The following is a 22,627-nucleotide window of genomic DNA, read 5'->3' on the forward strand; positions in this document are numbered from 1 at the left end:
ATTCAAAAGCGGAACGGTATCGTTTCAGATACGATCAAGATAATTAGATTTTTTGAGCTCATTGAACTCATATGAAATACATATCATATGATTATATCTATTAAATATGAAAATTAATTCGAAACATCATAGATATATCGCCCAAACGATTAATGAGCTCTACTATATAAATCATAGATCATGCCACATATCGATACACGGCGCGAACAGGTGGAAAAATACGCAGCAATACTCCCATATAAAACAGAAATGTTACGACATATTGCCATAAAATCTTAACTTTACTCCAACCCGATCGGTAACGCTTTTGCGACGCGTTACATCAAGACACGTGTCGGAGAGACCGGTGAAAAGACTTGCCCTGTTCCTCGTTGCAACGACTGCCTGCACGCCTTTCGTGAGCCGCGCTGCCGATGCCGCAAGCGCCGCCGAGGCGCAGGAAGTCGCGCAGAAAAAAGCTGACAAGACCACTGCCCTGACGAAGAAGAACAAATTCGTCAAAGGCTCGGATGACGCCGAGCAGGTGGTCGTGACCGGTACGCGTGAGAGCCATGTCAAGGCCCGCCAGAGCATCAGCCCCGTTGTGGTCATCTCCTCCAAAACACTGGAGCGCTCTGGCGAATTGAACGTGGCCAATGCGCTCACACGCACCTATCCATCGATCACCATGAGCGCGCGCGGGTCGAACACCAATTCTCTGGTGTCGTCCATCCAGATGCGCGGGCTTGGGCCGAACGAGACTCTGGTTCTGGTCGATGGCAAGCGCCGTCACTCGACCGCCAATATCGTGCAGAAGCCGGGGCCGCAATTTGCCTCGTCAGGCGTCGATCTGAACATGCTGGCTGGCAACATGATCGACCATATCGAGGTGCTCGAAGATGGTGCCGCCGCCATGTATGGATCTGACGCCATCGCCGGTGTGGTGAATATCATCACCAAGAAAAAGGATCACGGGCTGACACTCAGCGGTCAGGGTGGTGCGAATGCGTATCTTGGCAGTGGCGAGCAATATCAGTTGGACGCCGATGGCGGGTTCAAACTCGGCAAGGACGGGTATGTCCATCTGGGCGCCCAGTTCTATCAGACACAGCACGCCATTGCCTGGGGGCCTGATCATGCGCTGCTCGGCTACTGGCCTGCCGGTGCCGATACCAAGAATTATTTTGTGGGCGTCAAGCCTGGTTCCGAGAGCTGGCGCGGTCGTAAGACCGATTATCTGAGCACACCGAAGGAGACGCGCGAGACCTTTGCGCTTAATTTCGGCAAGCCGCTCGCGGCTGGCATCGAGCTCTACGGACAGGCCACGCTGGGCTATCGCCATGCTGAAATGCGCGCCTATAAATATCCCTATATCGTGCCTGCAGCAGGCATCAGCGAACTCCGCCCCATTACGGGCGATGATGAACTGGATTACGCCGCCGAACTGGGCCTGAAGGGCGAAAACCTGTTCGGTTTCGACTGGAATCTCTCAACCGTGTATGGCGGCGATAATTCCCGCATCAGCATCCGCGACGTCATCAATCTGGGCGAACTCGCCCGCACAGGATACTCTCCCAGCAAGTTCTGGGACTACACCCAGAAGAACACGCAATGGACCAATAATCTCGATCTGCGTCGCGGGTTCAAAATCTGGTCCATGCCGGTCAGCCTCGCCTTTGGCGGCGAGCATCGTCTGGATTCCTATCAGATCATCTCGGGCAATCCGGAATCCTATCTCGATGGTGGTCCGGTAGAGCATGCCGGTATTCCGCCGCAATCGGCTGGCACATGGTATCGCAACATCTACTCGGCCTATGTGGACGCGACCTTCCGCCCCACACGCAAGCTCTCCATCGATGTGGCAGGCCGCTATGAATATTACACCGACACGGACAACACCGAAAACGGCAAGCTTTCCGCGCGCTATGACTTCACGAATCGTTTTGCGCTGCGCGGCACCATCGCCAACGGGTTCCGTGCGCCGACGCTGCAGGAATCCCATTTCAGCCGTCTGAACATCTTCGCCGGTACGGGCAGTGTCGGCGGCCAGTTGCCAGTTGAATCGGCAGCCGCCCGCTCGCTGGGTGCTCAGGGCCTGAAGCCGGAACGTTCGGTCAATGCCAGTGCGGGCTTCACCATGGAGCCGGTGCATGGTCTGCATGTCGAGGCCGATGTGTACCAGATTAATCTGCGTGACCGTATCGTGCAGGGTGGCACGGTGCGCGGCGCACAGGCGCTGGACGCCATCCGCTCCTTTGGTTTCGATGTCTCCCCCACGGCCACCAATGCGGCAGCCTCCTCAGCCTACTTCCTGTCGAACGGGGCCAGCACGCGCACACAGGGGCTGGATATCAAGGCCGATTATCTGGTGCATATGCACCAATACGGCAATCTGGCGCTGATGGCGGCCTTCAACCTCAACCGCACGCGTCTGCATCACAACGGCATCTCGACCATCGGCAAGCCATTGCTGAACGAGCAGACCATCGCCTACATCACCACTGCGACACCGCGCAGCAAGATCATCCTCAATGCCCTGTGGACGATCGGCAAATGGGATGTGAATATCCGCCAGAGCCGCTATGGTGAAACCACCAATATGATGACCTATCAGGATTGGACCCCGGCCTCCGCCACATGCGCCAGTGGCGGTGCCCTGCGATATTCCAATTCCTGCTTCGGCCAGTTCAAGAATACCCCGCGCTGGCTGACCGACCTGGAGATCGGCTACAAGATCACCTCGCGCGTCCATGCCTCCATCGGTGTGAACAACGTGTTCAATGTTCGCCCCCGTCGTCTTCCGGGCAATCTCGTCCCGGCGGGTGGCTCGATGTATGATCAGTTTTCCAACCAAGTCCCCTTTACCGGTGGCTATTATTTCGGTCGTGTCAGCGCCAGCCTCTGACGCGGATGACAGGACAGGTGAAAAGCCGGGAGCGGAGACGCTTCCGGCTTTTTGTCCTTCAAGGTCGAGGCCTTCTCGATACGAGACACGCTTCTTGACCCATTCTGCCCGATTACACGCCCTGCCAGCGCCAGGATCGTGCGAAAACAATGCGAGACACCTGTATCTGCGCAAATACCGAGTCAGCGCACCGCCATGATCGCCTGATACATGGCGCCTGCCGGGCAGGACAATTGACAGCACCTTGCGTTCTCCCGATCCTTCGCGCCGGCAGAGCATTCTGCCCGACAGACACGAAGCGCGCGTCTCCGGCGAGACCGGGACCGCGAGAAAAGGAGCCATGCCTTGTTCAGTCATATCACGATCGGCAGCAACAACCTTGAAGCCTCGAAGGCATTTTACGATGCCACGCTCGGCGCACTGGGCTGTCCGCCGGGAGCGATCGCGCCTCAGAACCGCCTTTTCTATACGCATGACGGCGGCCGACTCATGATCACCACCCCCTTGAATGGCGAGGAAGCGACTGGCGCGAATGGCGGCACGATCGGCTTCAAGGCGCCCTCACCCGAGGCGGTCGACGCCTGGCACAAGGCTGGTGTGGCCCATGGTGGCACCGCCATTGAAAACCCGCCCGGCCCGCGTGACTCCGCCATCGGCACGCTCTATCTGGCCTATCTGCGTGACCCGTCGGGCAACAAGCTCTGCGCCCTCTATCACATGGGCTGACCGCCTGTATCCAGCCTCTTGGGCCCATCCTCGTGGCTGAAGAACCGGGCGTAAAGCAGGGGCAGAACGAGAAGCGTCAGAAGGGTTGAGGTCATCAACCCTCCAATCACCACCGTCGCGAGGGGACGCTCGACCTCTGCCCCCGCACTGCCCGAAAACGCCATGGGGAAGAAACCGAGACTGGCTACTGAAGCCGTTGCCAGTACCGGCCTGAAACGTGACCGTGCTGCGGCGAAGGCCGCCTCGGCCGCGGCAAGGCCTGCCTCTCGATAGGTCCCGATCTGGCTTACCAGCACAACGCCATTCAGAATGGCAACCCCGAAAAGCGCGATGAACCCGATCCCCGCCGCGATGCTGAACGGCAGACCGCGCAGTGCGAGAGCGAAAACGCCCCCCGTTGCAGCAACCGGCAGATTGATGAACACCAGAAGGGCCGCGCGCGGTGACCCCAGTGCCAGAACGAGAAACATGAAGATCAGCACGAGCGCGATGGGCACCACGCGTGTCAGGCGGTTCATGGCAGAGTCGAGATTGCGAAACTGCCCCGCCCAGGCGAGGCGGTAGCCCGAAGGCAGGGTCATTTCTCGCGCGACCTTCTCCTGCGCGGCGGTCACAAAAGAGCGCACATCGCGCCCGCGAACATTGGCCTGCACGATCACACGCCTGCGCAGGCTGTCGCGATCGATACGCGCCGTGCCCTGATCAATCGCGATATGAGTGACATCCTTGAGCAGCACCCAGCCTGTCCCGTCTTCGCGCCGAACCTGCAACCCGCCCAGCCGCGCGATCGAGGAGGTTGCCTCTTCACGAAATCGGATCTGGGTCGGTATGAGCGCATTATCGACTATCACCGGGCGGCCGATATGCCCGCCCACCGCTTCGATGGTCCCCAGGATTTCAGGCACGCTGACACCCAGTCGCGCGGCAGCGTCACGATTGATGTCCACATGCAGGTAAGGCACAGCCCCCTCGCCCTGCTGGGCAACATCGGCGGCCCCCGGCACGGAAGCGATCACACCCACGAGCTTCGCACCGAGCCGATCGAGCATCGCCAGATCATCGCCGTAAATCGAGATGGCAAGCTGCGTCCGCACACCGGAAAGCAGATCATCCATGCGCATCTCGATCGGCTGCGTGAAGGAATAGGCTGAATCGGGCAGTTCATGGCTCAGCTTATCGCTCATGGCCCTGACGAGCCGGGCCTGCGTCATGCCCGACCGCCAGTCCCGACGAGGCTTGAGAAACACGAAACTATCCGTTTCGTTCGTCCCCATGGGATCGGTCGGGATCGCGGCGGTGCCCGTATTGCTCACCACCGTCTCGACTTCAGGGAAACTGCGCAACAGGCGCTCTTCTTCCGTGACAGATGCCAGAACGGTAGGCAGGGAGGCGCTCGGCAGGCGCATGGCATTGACCACCAGCGCGCCCTCCTCGAGCTGGGGCACGAATTCGCCGCCGAGCCGCGAGGCCAGCACGAGGGCGAGCAGGAAGATGCAGGCTGTGCCCATGAAAACGCTGCGGGTATGCGCAGCGCACCAATCCAAGGCGGGCTCATAACGCCGCCTGAGAAACTGGACGAAACGCGTTTCGCGATCCTGCGGCGCATTGCGCATCAGAAGCGCGGACAAAACCGGCACGACGATAAAGCCGTAAACGAGCGAGGTCAGCAGTCCCATGATGATGGTCTGCGCCATTGGCCTGAACATTCGCCCCTCAACTCCCTGAAGGGTGAGAATGGGCAGATAGACCATGATGATCACGAAGATGGCGAAGGTGACAGGACGCAGCACGACGCGCACCGTATGCACCGCCAGACTCTCCAGTCGCTCGTTAACGTCCCCGCCCACACCGGCGTTGGCACGCTCGACCATGAGATGCTCGACGACCACGAGTGAGCCATCGACGATCATGCCGAAATCGATAGCGCCAAGGCTCAACAGATTGGCCGATATGCCGAACACACGCATGCCGACGAATGCCATGACCAGTGAAACGGGGATGACCGAGATGATCACCAGAGCGGCGCGCCAGTTCCCGAGAACCACCAGAAGCGTCACGAACACCAGGATGGCCCCGAGTATGAGGTTTTCCTTAATGGTGTGAATCGTCTCGTCAGTCAGGGTGGCCCGGCTGTAAAATGGCCTGAGCGTCACGCCCGGCGGCAGGGTCTGGTTAATGGCGGGAAGCGCCTTGTCGATGGCAGCAAGGGTCGCGTTCGAGCTCGCTCCTTTCTGCATGAGCACGACGCCATTGACGATCTCGCCCTTGCCATCACGCGTGACGGCACCGAGGCGCAGCCTTGCCCCCAGCGCGACACTGCCCAGATCACGCAGCCTGACCGCCACACCATTAGCCGTCATTTTGACAGGGATCGCGGCAAAATCGGCCAGTGAACCGACCATGGCGCGTCCGACCACCACCTGCTGCTCCGCCTGGTGGCTGATCCATCCCCCCCCTGAAGATGCATTATTGCTGTCGATCGCGGCCGAGATCTGGCCGAGCGACACGTCATGCGCGCGCATACGCGCCGGGTCCAGCGTGAGCGTATAGGTCTCCTCTGCGCCTCCATTGACGTTCACATCGGCCACACCCGGCACAAGGCGCAGCTGTGGCGCCACGGTCCAGGTCATGAGGCGATTGAGGGCGATGGGCGAATAACGCCGGTCTCCCGCGATCTCGATTTGCATGATCTCGCCCATGCCCGTGGCGAGCGGCCCCATCGAGACACTGACCGGCGCGGTGATGGACTCACGGGCTTTTTGCAGACGTTCCGTCACCCGGGTGCGGTCGAGATCCAGATCGGAATGATCGTCGAATTGCAGATAGACCACCGAGACGCCGGTACGGGACACGGAGCGCAGATCAATCAGATCAGGCAGCCCGGTCAGGCTGGCTTCCAGCGGGAAGGTGATCTGCTTCTCGACCTCTTCGGTGGCCAAACCGGGAGAAGTGACCGAAACGAGCACCTGCTGCGGCGATATATCGGGCACGGGTTCGACCGGCAGATCCGGCACGACGAACAGTCCGGCCAGAACGAGAAACACGCACAGGCCCAGAACAGCCAGCTTGTTGGCTTGCAGGAAATCCCACATGGCGGCGTCAGTCGGCTGTCATCGACGAGAGCAACGCCATCGATTTGAGCGCAAAGCTCCCCTGCTCCACCACGGACTGACCATCCTGCAATGCTCCGCTGATCGCGGCATGATCGTCATCCTGGGCGTGAACCTGCACAGAAACCGGGGTGAAATGGGTGGGGTCCTTGCGGAGAAAGACCACGTCCTCGCCATCGATCTGTTGCAGGGCCCCGACAGGCACGACGAGACCGGGCGTACCCTCTCCGGTCTGGAAAGCGGCATCGAGCATCATGCCGGGGCGAAGAGAGACAGGCGGGTGATCGAGCACGCAGACCACACGCACGAGCCCGGTTGCCGGGTCTGCCAGACCGGCAATCGTGCTGATACGGGCTGACAGCACGACACCGGATTTTTGCCCTGCAAGGCGAAATTCGGCCGCGCCCCCCGGGGCAAGGCCTGATGCGTCTTCCGGCGAGAGATCAGCGACGAGCCAGAGACGCGAGAGATCGACAACCGTCACGAGATTATCGCCTGCGCTGATATCGGCCGCGACCGATGTCCTGACCGCCTGCACCACCCCCTTGACGGGGCTGATGAGGTCCGAAGCCTCATCCTGGACGATCCGTTCGGTCACGGAGGTGAATTCTTCCGTCTGGCGATGCTCAAGCGTTGCCAGATCGGCCTTGCGCGCCGTCACCAGACCACGCTGCTGCTCGAGCACCATGCTGCGACGTTCAAGCTCGCCGCGCGAAACAGCGCTCCCCACGAGTGCCAGACCGCGCTTGTAGAGCAATTCGGCTTCCGCTTCACCTGCGCGCGCCGAGTCCAGAGCGGCCTGAACCTGTTCGCGCTGCAACTGCAATTCATGCAGGGAGTGATCGGTATAGGAAATGAGCGCCTGCCCCTGGTTCACGGGCTCGCCCGGCGTCACATGCACCGCCATCACCTTGCCCGATCCGGCAGAATGGATATCGATCACCCGGCTCGTGTCAGCGTCCACACGCGCCATGGCCTGTACCTGGTCGAATACCCTGCCCGCACGCACAGCAACAAGCGCGACATGCTCGTTGCGTTGGGCTTCGTCAGACAGGACATAGTCGTGGCGCCAAGACTCGGCCGCCCTCGCCGATGCTGGGGAAAAGCCAAACCCTGCGCCACAGGCCAGGGCCAGGATCGCGCAACGCGCCGAGAAAGAGCCCATCGCCATTTGTCGCCCCTGTCAGAGATATTTCACGAGACGGGCAAATTCCTGCGTGGCAGAGTCGCGACTGACCCCGCCATCTTCAAGCGCTTCGACGATACAATGCTCGACATGGTCCTGGATCAGGCTGCGCTTGGCGTTGCGCAGCGTGTTTTCAACCGCCTGGATCTGCTGCGCCAGATCGGCGCAGCTCCGCTCCGCCTCGATCATGTCGAGAATGGTCGCGAGATGACCATGAGCCTGTTTCAGACGGAGGGTGATCTTCTTGTGATTCGGTGCGCTCATGCACCCCCTATACCCTAGGGGGTAGGGTATAGGGAAGTGCTCTCAGCCGATCGTCTCGACGATGACGATCTCGGAATCCTGCGTGGCATGGATTGTGAGGGCGCGTTCATCGCGTATGGCAGCGCCATCTCGCGGATGCAGTATCAGGTCACCCAGACGGGCCGCGCCTGAGGCAAGGACGACATAGCCTGACCAGCCCGGTTCCAGTTCCCACTGTACAGCGCTCCCGGCGCGCAGCGTGGCCGCCTTGACCCGTGCGGTGGCATTGATCGTGAGGGCGTCCTCATCGCCCTCCACGCCAGAGGCGAGAGTCACCAGACGGTTATCCCGTGCCTCAACCGGGAAGGGTCGCGTGCCCCAGGACGGAGCATGACCGCGCCGATCAGGAAGAATCCAGATCTGGAACAACGTGGTCGTGACCGGCTCGAGATTGACCTCGCTATGCACGATACCCGTCCCGGCCGACATGACCTGAACCTGCCCCGCCTCGGTTCGCCCCTCATTGCCCAGCGAGTCCTTGTGCGAGATCGCCCCGGTACGGACATAGGTGATAATCTCCATGTCCCGATGCGGGTGAGCCGGAAAGCCGGTATCGGGGGCAATCTCGTCGTCATTCCAGACGCGCAGCGCCCCCCATCCCATACGGGACGGATCACGATATTCAGCAAAGGAAAAATGATGGGCGGCCTTGAGCCAGCCGTGATCAGCATGGCCGAGGGAAGCAAAGGGACGTGATTCGATCATGGAACGATCCTCCTTGGAGAGCGGTGCTCGATGAACACAATTTAGCTCGCGAGGCGCTTCACCACATATAGAAATGAAAGAAAACTATCGTTTCCATATTTTCTACTATGGAAGCGGGCTACCGGCCTCCTGGCAATTGTTAAAAGGCGCACCCGGGACGCTTGTCTATGATCCATGCCTCACGGGGCGAAGCGTAAGCTGCAGACCGGCGCAAAACAGGATGCGATCCGGTAATTTCCCCATGCGCGATACCGGTACCCTGCCGCCTGTTAACGTCTCCCTCCAAGGGTCCTTCGGGGAGATGCTGGATCAAGCCCTTTCGCTGCCGAGAAAGCGCACGACGGTCAGGCCTGAAATCGGAAAGGATTCGAAATAAATTCGAGGGGCTGATATCCAGCGCATTTAAGTGCTATATTGAACAAACAAGCCTCGCCTCAAGAACAGAGAAACAAAAACATGTCGACTGACCAGAAGGGTGACATCTCGCCAAGCTTCGCCCTGACGCGCAGGATTGCAATGCTGCGCAAGAGCCAGGGACTTAGTCAGCAGCAACTTGCAGATGCTCTTGGGGTGTCGCGTTCCGCTGTTGCTTTTTGGGAAACAGGCCGCGTCGGTAGTTTGCGCAAGTATATTCCGAAGCTCGCGGTATTGTTCGGCGTTTCGACCGAAGCGTTCCTGACGGGTATGATCGAGGAAGATATTCCTGCAGTCCTCACGCCGGATGAAGACGATCTCCTGAGGCTCTATCGCAAGCTCGACCCTGAAATGAAGCTGACGGCCCAGAAATGGATGGAGCGTCAGGTTCACAAGCAGAATGCCGTGCGACAGAAAGAGGCGCGTCTGAATGAGGCAAGGCAAAAGGATAGCCGCCCTGATCTTTCGCCCTCCGTGCGCGCAAAGGCAGAAAGCGCATCCTGAGAGCACCTGCCGCGCTCTGCTGCTCCCTCTTGCACTGCCCACCCCAGCCTCAGCCCGATTGGTATGGCACAAGGTGGACTCATCGAATGGACTTTCCTGCACCGGGGGCGGAACGCCTTTGCCACCATAGCGGCCAGGTGGGCCTGCTCATACGCCCTCTCGCGACGTGATGACGGCTTGCGGCCTGCCTCCTGCCACGGAGCCAGTAACTGACCGTCAGGGTCGCCCGATAGCGCCTGAGTCATCGCGCCCGCGATACCGCCTCTGATAATGCGGATCGTAAAGCGCGCTCTCACGCGTCAAGACCGGATCAAGCGCCCTGCCGACCAGAATGAGCGCGGTGCGTGTCTCGGGGGACAGAGCCAGCACGGAGGCGATGTCGCCCAGAGGTGCACGCACGACACGTTCGTCAGGCCAGGTCGCTCTGGCGATAACTGCCGCCGGACAATCCGCACCGTAGAAAGGCAACAGACGCCGCACCACCTCATCAAGCCTGTGGATGGCAAGATGAAGCGCGAGAGTAGCCCCGGTCGCTGCGAAGGATTCAAGGGCTTCGCGCTCGGGCATGGCCGAGGCGCGCCCCGACAGACGGGTCAGCACAACAGATTGCGCCACGCCTGGCACAGTGAGTTCACGCCCCAGAACGGAGGCCGCCGCTGCATAGGCCGGAACGCCCGGCGTGAGCGTGTAGGGAATACCCAGCTTCTCCAGCCGGGCTACCTGCTCCGCCACTGCACTATAGAGTGACAGATCGCCCGAATGCAGTCTGGCGACATCCTGCCCCCGTTCATGCGCCTCACGAAACAGCGCCTCGATCTCGTCCAGGCAGAGAGGCGCCGTATCCACAAAACGCGTGCCGGGTTTGCAGAACTCCAGGATTCCTTTCGGTACGATTGAGCCCGCATAGAGACAGACCGGCACGCTGGCGAGGATATCGCGCCCACGGAGGGTCATCAGATCGGCAGCACCCGGCCCGGCCCCGATGAAGTGAACCGTCACGCGGTCATCTCTGCGCCAAGCATTGCGAAAGCGCAGGTGACACCCTCACCTGCCAGACGGGCACCCAGAAGCCGCGCCTGTGGCCCGAGTGCCGCCAAGGCGCAGCCCTCGGCAATCGAACCGAATCCCATGGTAATCCGGGCACGTTCGGAATGGGTCAGGCAATGCGGCTGGGCCCTGGCAAGCGCCATCAGATCCACAATCTCGACGGGCAGGCGAAACAGGGCAGAAACGGCCTCGACCGCCGCATGATGCTGACGGAAAGGCGGCGCCGCAAAGCCCTGCGGCATACCCCAGACCGCGATCGCCTGACGCACCACGGCAATCATGGCCTCGGGAGAGGCATCGAGCTTGCAGCCCAATCCTCCGATCAGCATGTCTTGACAGCCTGATACTGGGTCACTGTCATGGCCGGTCTGAATCCAAACACATTTCCTATCGGTCCTAGACGCTCTACGCCGATGCGCGATAGCGCACCACCCCATGCTTGAAAAGCCTGGAAGAGACGCTGCTCGCCTTCAAGCGTCACCGCATTGGCCACGAGACGCCCGCCTGACGCCAGAGCGTTCCAGCCTGAATCGAGCAGCCCCGCAGTCCCGACACCCCCACCGATGAAAACGGCGTCGGGCCGGGGCAGATCCGAGAGATCGACAGGCAATGCACGCTGTTCCACGTGAAGCTCAGGCACGCCCAGCGTCTCGGCATTGCGCAGGATACGTGCTGCGCGCCCCGCATCGCGCTCGATCGCGATGCAGCGGTTTGAGGGGTGGCGCAGCATCCATTCGATACCGATCGATCCCGACCCTGCCCCCATATCCCACAGGATCTCCCCCGGATGCGGAGCAAGCGCGGCCAGGGTCACCGCCCTGACTTCCTGCTTGGTCATCTGGCCATCATGTTCGAAGAAATGGTCAGGCAATCCGCTGGTCAGGGGCAGCAAATTTGAATCTTTCCCCGCTACGATCTCCAGAGCCACCATGTTGAGCCGCGCGATATCACAGGGAACAGGATCACTGGCTGTCAGAGAGCGCATGCGCTCATGCGGGCCTCCAAGGGCTTCGAGCACATGCAGGATGCTGCCGCCGCACCCGCGGGCAACGAGCCACGCGGCCAGCAGGCCGGGGGTCGTTTCATCGGCACTCAGGATCATCAGGCGAGCCCCCGGCTGGACCAACGGCACGAGACGCGCCAGCGGGCGACCGCACAGGGAGGCGAAGACGGTATTCTGCCCGCTCCAGCCGAGACGCGCGCAAGCAAGGGTAAAGCAGGATCGTCCCGGCAGAACACCCAGCGCCTCACGTCCGAAACGCTGCATGATCAGGCTGCCGATACCGAAACAAAACGGGTCCCCCGAAGCGAGAACCACGATCTTCCTACCCCGGTGCGCCTCGATCCTGTCCAGGGACTGCGCATAGGGCGTGGACCACGGGACAAGAGCCCCCGTGTTATGCCCTTCGATCAGCGCAAGATGCCGCCTGCCCCCCATCACCAGATCCGCTTCCGCGATTGCCCGTTGCGCTGACCGGGAAAGCGCCTCAAACCCGTCTTCGCCAAGGCCGACCAGTGTCAGCCACGGTGATGCGCCCGTTGGGGAAAGGGGAGAAAGCAAGAGATGAAAATCCTGATCCTTGGGGGAACCACGGAGGCGCGGCTTCTTTGCGAGGCGCTCGAGTCCCGAGGGCTGCATCATATCATTTTTTCATTGGCCGGGGTCACAATCTCGGCATTGCCTGTACCTGCCGAGACCCGCATCGGCGGATTTGGCGGTATTGCGGGCCTCGCCAACACTTTGCGCGATGCTGAGATCGATCTGGTCATCGACGCAACCCATCCTTTTGCCGCGCAGATGAGCCGGCATGCGGTGGAAGCCTGCGCGCTTTGCGCCTTGCCCCTCCTGCGTCTTATCCGACCGGCCTGGCGCCCCGGAACGGGCGCACACTGGACTCATGTCCCGGCGATCTCTGAGGTGCCCAAGGCTCTGGGGGAGACACCGCGCCGAATCTTTCTGACGACGGGTCGCAAGGATCTGGATCCCTTCATCGGTACGCCCCATTTTTACGTCGTCCGGAGCATCGAAAGACCACCCCTCCCCTTGCCCCGACGAAGTCTGGTCATTCTCGCACGCGGCCCTTTTGCACTCGATGAAGAGATCGCCCTATTGCGTCATCACGAGATCGATTGTCTCGTGACAAAAAATGCTGGCTCTGCCGCGACCGCCCCCAAGCTGGAAGCCGCCAGGCAACTCGGCATCGACGTGGTGATGGTCGACCGTCCCCTGCTCCCTCCAGCCATCGAATGCACCAGCGTGGAGGAAGCCCTCGCCTGGATTCAGGGTATGCGGCGCAGGGTATAGAGCCATGGACTTAGCCCGGGGCGCTCGATCTGGCGCGTCTGGGCGCACCCGACAAGCACGAGCGTGCTCATGTCCGCCGCCTCGCCCCGCGCTTCAGACAGGGGAACGCCGAGCACATGCTCGTTCTCACGTCCGATGGCACGTGCGAAGATGACCGGCGTCTCAGCTGGCAGCACATCGCGCAACACATCGAACGCCTTGTCGAGCTGGTCCGGGCGGGCCAGGGAGCGGGGGTTGTAGAGCGCAATCACCAGCCCGGCCTGAGCCGCGAGAGAAAGCCGCCGCGCCACAACCTCCCAGGGTTTCAGATTATCGGAGAGCGAAATTACGCAGAAATCGCCTCCCAAGGGCGCACCCAGCCGGGCCGACACCGCGAGCACCGCCGTCACGCCGGGGATGACCCTGATATCGAGCCCACGCCACGAGAAAGGTCCTTGTGCAACTGCCTCGAACACGGCGCTCGCCATGCCAAACACCCCGGCATCCCCACCGGAGACGACAACCGGGCACCGACCCTGCGCGGCGAGATCGAGCGCGTGACGGGCCCGGTCCAGTTCCTCGCGATTATCGGTCTCATGGGAGACTGCCTTTGGCGAGGCCCCCAAGGCCCGCGCCCGCGCCACATACAGCCCGTAGCCAAGCAGATCGCTCGCCTGGGACAGCGCAACACGTGCGTCATCGGTAATATGCCCCGGCGCACCCGGCCCGAGCCCGACGATGAACAGAACGCCACTCACCGCGCGCGCGCCCTGCCGGGGACGAGCACCATCGAGAAATAGGGGGCTTTCTCAGGCGCGCGTTCAAGCGGCAGGCAGAGCTGGCCCGATTGCGTGCCTCGCTCCACATAGATCGCCTTGCTTTCACGCCCGCTCCTGGCCAGCGCAGCGCGTACCTTGTCCAGATTACGCCCGATCTTCATGATCACATGCGCATCCCCCTTGCACAGCCATGTGACAAGGCTTTCCTCATCCATGGTCGCAGGCAGCACGCTCAGCACGTCATCGCCATGCACCATGGGGAGCGCCGCCGCCGACCAGCACCCGCTCATACCGGTAATACCCGGCACGATCTCGCAGCGGAAATGCGGGCTCAGCCGGTCGAAAAGATACATCGCCGAGCCATACAGAAACGGGTCACCTTCACAAAGCAGGGCAATACGCCGCCCTCTTTCAAGCTCTCTGGCGAGGCGGGCAGCACAGTCATCATAAAATGCTGCCATCTCGATCAGGTAACGCGGGTCCTCTACGGACACTCCGGTCGTGAAGGGATAGTCGAACCGCAGTTCCTCGGCGTGATCGGGCACATGCGCGCCTGCGATTACCCGCGCATGGCCGGGGCGCCCACAGGCGGCGAACCACGCTACGCAGTCAGCACCGGCAAGCAGACGCACGGCCTTAAGGGTCAGGAGCTCCGGATCGCCCGGACCCATTCCCAGAATCTGGCAGATACCGCTCATTCTTTCTCGCTGGCCAACGCATTCACACAGGCGGCCGCCATGGCACTGCCGCCCAGCCTGCCGCGCACGATCGCCCACGGGATGGTATCGAGCGCCGCCAGCGCCTCCTTCGACTCAGCAGCGCCCACGAAGCCGACCGGCATGCCGATGATCGCAGCGGGACGCGCACCGCCGCGCGCCATTAATTCAAGCAGGCGAAACAGCGCCGTCGGGGCGTTGCCGATCGCCACAAGCGCACCATCGAGATCTGCGCCCCAGAGATCGACTGCCGCAGCCGAGCGCGTATTGCCGATGAACTCCGCCACCTCCGGTGTGCGCCTGTCACGCAAGGTGCAGATGACCTGATTGTCCGCAGGCAGGCGTGCGCGTGTCACACCATGGGCAACCATCTCGGAATCGCAGAGGATCGGCTTGCCATTCAGGAGCGCCGTTCGGGCTGCGGAAACAAATCCGGGGGCAAAAGCCAAATGGTGCGTTACTTCCACCATACCGCAGGCATGGATCACCCGCACTGCCACAGGCGCTTCCTCGGCGGAGAACCCCGAGAGATCGGCCTCGGCCCTGATCGTGGCGAAGGACTGCGCATAAATTGCCGCGCCATCGCGAACATATTCGTAATGCGCCTCGGTCATGGCGGTGTCCTTCCTTCGTGTCGGTTCTGACGCAGACGCCTTCGCACGTCCTCGACGCCAAGACCAGACTCTACCGGTCTGTCCGCGGTCGTGCCGTGCCATATGAGATCATACCCGTCCTTCTGTGCCACGAGCGTCACATCACGCGTATCGCGTACGGCGCAGCCTTTGACACAGCCCGAGACATGCAGGGTTCTTCCCCCGAGGTCGGGAACGAGAGACAGGGCATCGCGCTGCGTCAGAGCCTGGCCCCGCGAGCAGCCTCCCTGCCCGGCGCAGGCCTCCGCCAGACGACGCGGATCGGCAGGGTCATGCATAAGGTCCGGGGCCTCGAACGGTTGATCCAGTATGAGCCCACGCCAGGGTGTGAGGCGCGCACTGATTCCGGCGCGCGCCATGCCAGCACAGCTTGCGGCACTCACCTCGCCCAATACCGCTTTCACGCCATGGCAACCGGGCAGAAACTGCCCCATCAGAGGCGGCACCTCCGCCATGAATGGCGGCGCCGAACGCAGGGCACGCGGCATCCCTCTGCTCGCTGTCAGGCGCTTCAGAAGCACCACAGTCGCGCTGATGAGTTCATGCGGCTGCAAGAGCTCCGAGAACGGGCCATGGCACAACCTCCACGTCCCGCAATCATGGCGCAGAGCGATATCTGCCCGCAGCGCGCCTACCGGAAGATGGCCGCCCCCATCGACAGCAAGGGAGAACTTTTCAGGCGGACGCCACAGAGGGGGAAACGATATCAGCGCCGCCTCGAGCGCACGCGCCAGGGGGAGCGTCTCGGGCGCGCAGCTGGAATCTTTCCCGGCAAGGGGGGACACGAAGAGAATTCGCCTTCGGGATTCCGCCTCTGGATCCGCCAGGCCTAGGCCCCGTGCAGCAGCGAGCTGGGGGAAATCCCGCGCACTCACCTCATCGAGGCCGCGCAGTTGCAGGTTACCGCGCGACGTGAGCGTCATGCGTGCATTGCCGAAGCGCGCTGCATACTCGGCCAGAAAAGCAAGTTGTTCCGGGCTGAGCCCTTCAGGATCGGGGGTGACGCGCACGAGCCATCCATCATGCGTCTGCATGGGGGCATGGAGGCTCGGGCACCAGCCTTTTCTCATCAAGTCAGGGCTCATGAATGCCTGATAGCGCTCAAAGCCCGTTCGCGCGCACAAAAAAAGCTGCATGCCTTGCGACATGCAGCTTTCTGATACCCATGAACCCGAGTTGGCTTAGGGAAGCTGGGCCGGAGCCGCTACCGGCAAGGGCGGAGCCACGACAAGGCCCTGGCTGCGCTGCACCAGGGTGCTCGGGCAGATGCCCAGCAGAATGGTGGCGCAGGCGAGAACCGTAATCAGCGCAGCGTTGACCGGCGTAGGCGCCGTCAGTTCGGCGCGCGTCTCGCGGTCGGCAGGCGCAGGGGTAAGCATGATCAGGATCAGGCGCAGATAGTAGAACAGGCCGATGGTGCTGCTCAGGATGAGCACCAGAAGCAGGAGCGTCTGATGAGCGGATACACCGGCTGCCGCGACATAGAACTTCGCGAAGAAGCCGACGGCAGGCGGGATACCGGCAAGCGAGATCAGCATCACCGACATGGCCAGAGCCGCAGCAGGCTTGCGACGGAAGAGGCCGTGCCACTCGCGGATGTCCGTGCCCTGCGGCAGCACGCCGTTCATGATGGCGAATACGCCGAGCGTCGAGATGGCATAGGCAGCAAGATAAAATGCTGCCGAAGCCACACCGAACGGTCCCGGGGAAAGGAACGCCACCAGCAAATAGCCAACATGGGCGATGGACGATCCCGCCAGCAGGCGGCGCAGATCGGTCTGCACCACCGCCATCAGGTTACCACCCAGCATGCTGAGCACCGCAACGATCAGGATCTCGTTCACCTGAGCACTGGGCACATAGAGATTGACCGACGAGAAATAGCGCAGCATGGCAGCGAAAAGGGCAATCTTGGAAGTGACAGCCACGAGTGCCGCCACCGGCACGGATGTGCCTTCAAGAACGTCCGCCAGCCAGAGATGGAACGGCACGGCAGAGAGCTTGAAGAACATGCCGGTCAGGACCAGGATGACACCCATGACGCCGATGATCGGCTCCGGGGCATGGCTCAGATCCGGAGCGGCGAAACGCAGCGCGCCCGTCTCGGCATAAATCAGCGCAAAGCCGAACACCATGGCAGCCGAGGCCACGCCGGAAAGCAGCAGATATTTCATCGCGGCTTCGCCCGCATCAAGACGCTGGTTGCGGAAGGCAATCAGACCCAGAAGCGACAGGCTGAGCGTTTCCAGACCGAGGAAGAAGGACACGAAATGGACGGCGCCTGTCATGGCTACCGCACCCAGCGTGCCCAGTGTGAGCAGCAGGAAATATTCGCTGTTCACGCTCGGATCGGCGCTGATCGCGCCGTGGCGCGACATGAGAACGATGGCCAGAACCGACAGGATGATCAGTGCGCCTGAAAAGGACGCCCAGGTGTCCGGCGCAAAAAGCGGGGTGGTGCCGGTCATGATCAGGAAGGTCGGCATCATGATGGAGGCGAGAGCCGCCAACAGCACGATGACGCACAGAATGGCGTCGCGTGCCACATGACGCCGCCAGGAGATGGCTGCGAGTTGCACCAGGCTACCAAGGCACAACACCAGCACCGCATTGGGGAGGAACGAGAAAGACATTACTGGGCCTGCTCCTGAGCGATGCTCACGACATAGGGGCTGGCCGGTGCCGAGAGGTTCAGAACCGGCTGCGGATAGACGCCAAGCGCAAGGAGAAGAAGGGCTGCCACACCGAGAACGGCCAGATGCGGAACCGAAGGCACACCGAGCGGTGCCACCGCATCGGTCTTTTTCGGACCGTAGAAGACACGCAGCATCATGGTGAGCGAATAGACCGAGGAAAGAACCAGACCAGCCGCTGCAAAGAACGTCATGGTATGGCTGACCTGCCACGTGCCCATCAATACCAGGAACTCACCGACAAAGTTACCCAGACCGGGAAGGCCAAGCGAAGCAGCGGCAAAGAACATGGCGAGCGCCGAGAATTGCGGCATTGCAGGCCACAGCCCGCCCATCTTGGACATGTCACGCGTACCGAGACGCTCTTCCAGAAGCCCGGCGATCACGAAGAGGGCGCCGGTGCTCAGGCCATGGGCCACCATCTGGGCGATCGCCCCTTCCATGCCGATGCGCGTGCCCGAGAACACACCCAGCAGGATGAAGCCGAGATGGCTGATGGAGGAATAGGCAATCAGGCGCTTGATATCGTCCTGCGCCACTGCAAGCCACGCACAGTACAGAATACCCACCACGCCAAGCGTCATGGCGATTGGTGCCAGATGCGCCGACGCACCGGGGAAGAGCATGACCACGAAGCGGATCAGCCCGTAGCCACCCGTCTTGGCCAGCACACCCGAAAGGAGAATGCTCGCAGCGGCGGGCGATGCGGCATAGGTGTCAGGCAGCCAGGCATGGAAGGGGACCATCGGCAGCTTGACCGCAAAGGCGATGAAGAAGCCGAGCATCAGCACGGGCGCGATCGGAGCGATCAGAGCCGTCTGTGACAGGGCGAAGTAATCGAAGGTGATCACCCCGGTGCGCTGCGCATTGACGATGACGAGGCCGAGAATGGCCAACAGCATCAGGAGACCGCTACCTTGCGTGAACAGGAAAAACTTCAGCGCGGCGCGCTGGCGGCCCGCATCGCCCCAGATCAGGATGATCCCGAAGAGCGGCAGAAGCATCAGTTCCCAGAAGAAGAAGAACAGGAACAGATCGGTCGCCATGAAGACGCCATTGATCCCGGCCACCGTTGCAAGAAGCAGGCAGTGAAACAATCCGGCGCGATCAGCCACGTTGCGCGCGCTCAGAAGAGCGCAAGGCAGGGAGATAAGCGCATTGAGCCACAGCATGACCAGGCTCAGACCGTCAATATCAAGACGGACATTGATGCCCAGCATCGGGACCCAGGCCATGGCGAAATGGCCGAACCATCCCCCCGTGCCTGCCCCGGCGGCAAGGCTGCTGATGGTGACCTGCGCGAGCAGGACCACCATGAGAACGAGGGTGATGAGCGACGAGGCCCAGGCAGCCCGTGAAGCGCCACGCAGCCCGACGAGCCAGGCGGCGAGGCCCCCGATAAAGGGGATAAGAACGAGAGCGGGAAGTGCCAACATCATCATACCGCCAGACAAAGAGCTGCAACCGTTCCTGCTGCGATCCAGCCGGCATAGCGACGCACCTGGCCGCTTTGCAGCTTCGCAACAGCGTTTCCGCTGCCCTGGGTCAGGGCTGCAACCAGATCATAGAAACGATCGATGAAATCGCGACGGTTCAGGTGGGCAAGCACCATGAACGGCCGCACGAAAACCCAGTCATACAGCGTGTCGAAACCCCAATCGGCGCGGAGCGTCGAAATGGCGGGGCTCTGGGCTGCAACCGGTGCCTGGCCCTTGGGACGCCACAGCGTCCAGGCAATGGTCACACCGGCAATCGGCACGAGAGAGCCGAGAATGAGCAGGCTGGTATTGTGCTCTTCGGGCAGGGCCCCGAGCACAGGGGAGAGAAGGTTGGAGAAGATATGCACGTTGGCGATGGCGTCCGGCATTTCCATCCAGCCGCCACCGATGGCCAGAACCGACAGGATCGCCATGGGCAGCGCCATCGCCAGACCTGACTTGCCGTGAGCATGGGTACGATGACCGCCCCAGAACACGATGAACACGCAGCGGAAGATATAGATCGAGGTCAGGAAGGCACCGAAAAGCGCACCGGCCCAGAAGATCGGGCTCAGATCATACGCACTGCCCAGGATGAGCTCTTTCGAGAAGTAACCGGCCGTGATTAGCGGCAGACCAGCCAGAGCAGCCGATCCGGCAAGGAACGCGGCAAACACCCAGGGCATGTCCTTGCGCAGCCCACCCATCTTGAAGATGTCCTGCTCGTGATGGACGCGCAGGATGATCGAACCTGCCGCCATGAAGAGCAGAGCCTTGAAGAAGGCATGCGTAACGAGATGGAACATGGCGGCATGCCAGGCGCCGCAACCGAGGGCGAGGTACATGTAGCCGAGCTGACTCATGGTGGAATAGGCGAGGATACGCTTGATGTCCGTCTGTACCAGAGCACTACCCGCAGCGAGCAGAATGGTCACGAAACCCACGATGGCGCAGGCAAACATGGCAAGCGGCGTGAGGACGAACAGGCCATGCAGACGCGCCAGAAGGTACACGCCCGCCGTCACCATGGTGGCAGCGTGAATGAGCGCCGAAACCGGTGTCGGGCCAGCCATGGCGTCAGGCAGCCAGGTCTGAAGCGGCACCTGGGCAGATTTGGCCATGGCGCCACCCAGCAGCAGGAACATGCCAAGCGTGAGCGTGCGCGGCGCGGCATGCGGGCCGAGCGCGAGCAGGGTCGGGATGTCGAGCGAGCCAACGGCGGTTGCCATCAGCAGCATGCCAAGCAGGAACAGCGCATCGCCCACGCGCGTGACCACAAAGGCCTTGCGCGCTGCAATGGCATTGGCCTGCTCGCCATACCAGAAGCCGATGAGCAGATAGGAGCACAGCCCCACGCCCTCCCACCCGATGAAGACGCCCAAAAGGTCCGAAGCCAGGACCAGCAGCAGCATGGAGGCCACGAAGAGCGTCATATAGGTGAAGAAGCGCGCGATATCCTCGTCGTCATACATATAGGCGCAGGCATAGACGAGAATGAGAAAGCCGACGCAGGAGACGACAAGCATCATGACCAGCGAGAGCCGGTCGAGCGTCAGCGCGATCTGGGCGTTGAAGGAACCGACATTCATCCAGTTCCACAGCACGACGTGCAGCGAACCGAGGGACTCCGGACCGGAGAGGAAGCTATAGGCCGAGATCACGGCGAAGAGCGCGCAAAGACCCATACCGGCGCCGACGAGAAGTGTCGTCGCCCGTGCCGGGAGCTTGCCCCCGGTCAGCATCAGGATGATGGAGACCGCCAGGGGGCAGAAAATGACGAGCGGAAGCAGCATGGCCACGTGACTAACCCCCCAAACGATTGCCGGTATCGGCATCAAGCGTGGAGCGTCCGGCTGCATGCATGCGCAGGATGATGGCCAAGCCTACTGCGGATTCCGCAGCGGCAAAGGCAACCACCATGATGAACATGACCTGACCATCTGCCATATGCCAGCGATTACCCGCCGCAATGAATGCGAGGCAGGCGGCATTGAGCATGATCTCGGTCGACATCAGCATGAAGAGCAGGTTGCGGCGCACGAGGACGCCCAACGCTCCGAGTGAAAAGAGAATGACGGCGACGATGAGCGCGCCATTGGGATCGGCAGCAGTCATATCAGGATTTCCCTCCGATCCGGCGGCCGATGTGATAGGCGCTCACGAGCCCCGCCAGAAGCAGGAACGAGGAGAGCTCGACGGTCAGGATATAGGGGCCGTAAAGCGTCAGGCCGACAGCCTTGGGGCCGATCGACGCGCCCACGGTACCCACCGCCATGGTGTTGTGGCTCACGCCATAAACCAGAAGACCCATCAACAGGACCGAAATCACACCCGGTCCGACCCAGGCGCCCCCGGCGAACCAGCCTCTCTCACGAAGCTGGTCGGGCTGGCCAAGATTGATCATCATGATCACGAACACGAACAGAACCATGATCGCGCCGGCATAGACGATGATCTCGAGCATGGCGGCGAACGGCGCACCCAGCTCTTCAAACATGCAGGCCAGGGCCAGAAGCGACACGACAAGATAAAGCAGGCCGTGCACGGGAATGGTGCGGGTGATCGCCAACGCGGTCGCGCCGATGGCGATCAGCCCATAGAGTTCAAGCATGATATTCATGATCAGGGCATCAGCGCATGAATGTCGATGGGCTTGGCTTCATTTTCGGCTTCACCTTTGTTCTTGCCCGGGATCTTGAGCCCCGACACATTATAGAAGCTGTAATCATGTACCTTGCCGGGTCCGCTGATCAGGAGGTCTTCCTTCTCGTAAACCAGGTTCTGGCGCACATATTCGCTCATCTCGAAATCGGGCGTGAGCTGAATGGCGTAGGTTGGGCAGGCTTCCTCACAGAAACCGCAGAAAATGCAGCGTGAGAAATTGATCTGGAAAAATTCCGGATACCAGCGTCCTTCCTTCTCGCCCTTCTGCAGGCTGATGCAATCCACCGGACAGGCTGCGGCGCAAAGATTGCAGGCCACGCAGCGTTCTTCGCCGCTGGGGTCGCGGGTGAGGACGATACGGCCGCGATAGCGGGGGGACAGGTAGGGTTTGACGTCCGGATACTGCACCGTTTCATTGCGATGAAACATGTGCAGGAACGTCATCCATATAGTGCGGAGAATACCGAGCATGGCGCGCCCC

At 61.4% G+C, this 22,627-nt stretch carries 21 protein-coding genes; 4 read left to right on the top strand and 17 right to left on the bottom strand.

Annotation, left to right across the window (positions count from 1 at the left end; genetic code table 11):
* Nucleotides 1-346 precede the first annotated feature (346 nt).
* On the top strand, nucleotides 347-2,884 hold the full coding sequence (locus AA0535_RS06895) for a TonB-dependent receptor plug domain-containing protein (RefSeq protein ID WP_264815206.1): 2,538 nt from the start codon (nucleotides 347-349) through the stop codon (nucleotides 2,882-2,884).
* Between the two features lie 345 nt (nucleotides 2,885-3,229).
* The gene (locus AA0535_RS06900) at nucleotides 3,230-3,610 is read left to right on the top strand and encodes a VOC family protein (RefSeq protein ID WP_127101800.1); all 381 of its coding nucleotides are present in this window, start codon (nucleotides 3,230-3,232) and stop codon (nucleotides 3,608-3,610) included.
* Here AA0535_RS06900 and AA0535_RS06905 read toward each other — a convergent pair.
* The 4 genes from AA0535_RS06905 to AA0535_RS06920 are packed head-to-tail and all read right to left on the bottom strand — an operon-like array spanning nucleotide 3,598 to nucleotide 8,914.
* Nucleotides 3,598-6,702: an efflux RND transporter permease subunit gene (locus tag AA0535_RS06905; protein WP_264815207.1), complete on the bottom strand. Its 3,105-nt coding sequence runs from the start codon at nucleotides 6,700-6,702 to the stop codon at nucleotides 3,598-3,600. The two genes, AA0535_RS06900 and AA0535_RS06905, sit on opposite strands and share 13 nt — an antisense overlap.
* A 7-nt stretch (nucleotides 6,703-6,709) precedes the next feature.
* Nucleotides 6,710-7,891, bottom strand: a complete 1,182-nt coding sequence (locus tag AA0535_RS06910; protein ID WP_264815208.1) for an efflux RND transporter periplasmic adaptor subunit — start codon at nucleotides 7,889-7,891, stop codon at nucleotides 6,710-6,712.
* A gap of 12 nt (nucleotides 7,892-7,903) precedes the next feature.
* Nucleotides 7,904-8,170 (bottom strand): metal-sensing transcriptional repressor, encoded by a 267-nt coding sequence (locus AA0535_RS06915; RefSeq protein ID WP_264815209.1) that lies wholly within the window; start codon nucleotides 8,168-8,170, stop codon nucleotides 7,904-7,906.
* Nucleotides 8,171-8,212: 42 nt separating this feature from the next.
* Nucleotides 8,213-8,914: a pirin family protein gene (locus AA0535_RS06920; protein ID WP_264815210.1), complete on the bottom strand. Its 702-nt coding sequence runs from the start codon at nucleotides 8,912-8,914 to the stop codon at nucleotides 8,213-8,215.
* A 456-nt stretch (nucleotides 8,915-9,370) separates the two neighbouring features.
* Here AA0535_RS06920 and AA0535_RS06925 point away from each other — a divergent pair, with 456 nt between their 5' ends.
* Nucleotides 9,371-9,832, top strand: a complete 462-nt coding sequence (locus tag AA0535_RS06925) for a helix-turn-helix domain-containing protein (RefSeq protein ID WP_264815211.1) — start codon at nucleotides 9,371-9,373, stop codon at nucleotides 9,830-9,832.
* Nucleotides 9,833-10,048: 216 nt separating this feature from the next.
* Here the strand turns inward: AA0535_RS06925 and cobM are convergent, their stop codons facing one another.
* Genes cobM through cbiE form a run of 3 tightly spaced genes read right to left on the bottom strand, consistent with a single transcriptional unit; the run spans nucleotide 10,049 to nucleotide 12,440 of the window.
* Nucleotides 10,049-10,831, bottom strand: a complete 783-nt coding sequence (cobM, locus tag AA0535_RS06930) for a precorrin-4 C(11)-methyltransferase (protein WP_264815212.1) — start codon at nucleotides 10,829-10,831, stop codon at nucleotides 10,049-10,051.
* Nucleotides 10,828-11,208: a cobalamin biosynthesis protein gene (locus tag AA0535_RS06935; RefSeq protein ID WP_264815213.1), complete on the bottom strand. Its 381-nt coding sequence runs from the start codon at nucleotides 11,206-11,208 to the stop codon at nucleotides 10,828-10,830. The genes cobM and AA0535_RS06935 overlap by 4 nt, the downstream gene beginning before the upstream one ends.
* Nucleotides 11,202-12,440, bottom strand: a complete 1,239-nt coding sequence (gene cbiE / locus AA0535_RS06940) for a precorrin-6y C5,15-methyltransferase (decarboxylating) subunit CbiE (protein WP_264815214.1) — start codon at nucleotides 12,438-12,440, stop codon at nucleotides 11,202-11,204. Before cbiE ends, AA0535_RS06935 begins: the two co-directional genes overlap by 7 nt.
* A 3-nt stretch (nucleotides 12,441-12,443) precedes the next feature.
* Between cbiE and AA0535_RS06945 the strand changes: the two genes are divergently transcribed.
* Nucleotides 12,444-13,184, top strand: a complete 741-nt coding sequence (locus AA0535_RS06945; protein WP_264815215.1) for a cobalt-precorrin-6A reductase — start codon at nucleotides 12,444-12,446, stop codon at nucleotides 13,182-13,184.
* On the opposite strand, the gene cobJ is transcribed toward AA0535_RS06945, so the two are convergent.
* From cobJ to nuoI, 10 genes are all read right to left on the bottom strand, one after another.
* Nucleotides 13,160-13,921, bottom strand: coding sequence for a precorrin-3B C(17)-methyltransferase (cobJ, locus tag AA0535_RS06950; RefSeq protein WP_264815216.1), 762 nt, complete (start codon nucleotides 13,919-13,921; stop codon nucleotides 13,160-13,162). The genes AA0535_RS06945 and cobJ overlap by 25 nt on opposite strands.
* Entirely contained in the window at nucleotides 13,918-14,640 is a 723-nt protein-coding gene (locus AA0535_RS06955) for a precorrin-2 C(20)-methyltransferase (protein ID WP_264815217.1), read from the bottom strand. Before AA0535_RS06955 ends, cobJ begins: the two co-directional genes overlap by 4 nt.
* The gene (locus tag AA0535_RS06960) at nucleotides 14,637-15,272 is read right to left on the bottom strand and encodes a precorrin-8X methylmutase (RefSeq protein ID WP_264815219.1); all 636 of its coding nucleotides are present in this window, start codon (nucleotides 15,270-15,272) and stop codon (nucleotides 14,637-14,639) included. The genes AA0535_RS06955 and AA0535_RS06960 overlap by 4 nt, the downstream gene beginning before the upstream one ends.
* Nucleotides 15,269-16,396, bottom strand: a complete 1,128-nt coding sequence (locus AA0535_RS06965; RefSeq protein ID WP_264815220.1) for a precorrin-3B synthase — start codon at nucleotides 16,394-16,396, stop codon at nucleotides 15,269-15,271. The genes AA0535_RS06960 and AA0535_RS06965 overlap by 4 nt, the downstream gene beginning before the upstream one ends.
* A gap of 96 nt (nucleotides 16,397-16,492) precedes the next feature.
* A complete protein-coding gene (locus tag AA0535_RS06970; RefSeq protein WP_264815221.1) occupies nucleotides 16,493-17,944 on the bottom strand; it encodes an NADH-quinone oxidoreductase subunit N in 1,452 nt (483 codons plus the stop codon).
* Complete coding sequence (locus AA0535_RS06975; RefSeq protein WP_306310227.1) at nucleotides 17,944-19,446, bottom strand: complex I subunit 4 family protein; 1,503 nt, start codon at nucleotides 19,444-19,446, stop codon at nucleotides 17,944-17,946. Before AA0535_RS06975 ends, AA0535_RS06970 begins: the two co-directional genes overlap by 1 nt.
* Entirely contained in the window at nucleotides 19,443-21,275 is a 1,833-nt protein-coding gene (gene nuoL / locus AA0535_RS06980) for an NADH-quinone oxidoreductase subunit L (protein ID WP_264815361.1), read from the bottom strand. Before nuoL ends, AA0535_RS06975 begins: the two co-directional genes overlap by 4 nt.
* A 10-nt stretch (nucleotides 21,276-21,285) precedes the next feature.
* Nucleotides 21,286-21,597 carry an NADH-quinone oxidoreductase subunit NuoK gene (nuoK, locus tag AA0535_RS06985; RefSeq protein WP_023979431.1) on the bottom strand — a complete coding sequence of 104 codons (312 nt, stop codon included), beginning with the start codon at nucleotides 21,595-21,597 and terminating at the stop codon, nucleotides 21,286-21,288.
* A gap of 1 nt (nucleotide 21,598) precedes the next feature.
* Complete coding sequence (gene nuoJ / locus AA0535_RS06990) at nucleotides 21,599-22,102, bottom strand: NADH-quinone oxidoreductase subunit J (RefSeq protein WP_264815222.1); 504 nt, start codon at nucleotides 22,100-22,102, stop codon at nucleotides 21,599-21,601.
* 2 nt (nucleotides 22,103-22,104) lie between these two features.
* Nucleotides 22,105-22,617: an NADH-quinone oxidoreductase subunit NuoI gene (gene nuoI / locus AA0535_RS06995; RefSeq protein ID WP_023979429.1), complete on the bottom strand. Its 513-nt coding sequence runs from the start codon at nucleotides 22,615-22,617 to the stop codon at nucleotides 22,105-22,107.
* Nucleotides 22,618-22,627: the final 10 nt, after the last annotated feature.

Origin of the sequence: Asaia krungthepensis NRIC 0535 (assembly GCF_025995175.1) — a bacterium.
GTDB lineage: Bacteria > Pseudomonadota > Alphaproteobacteria > Acetobacterales > Acetobacteraceae > Asaia > Asaia krungthepensis.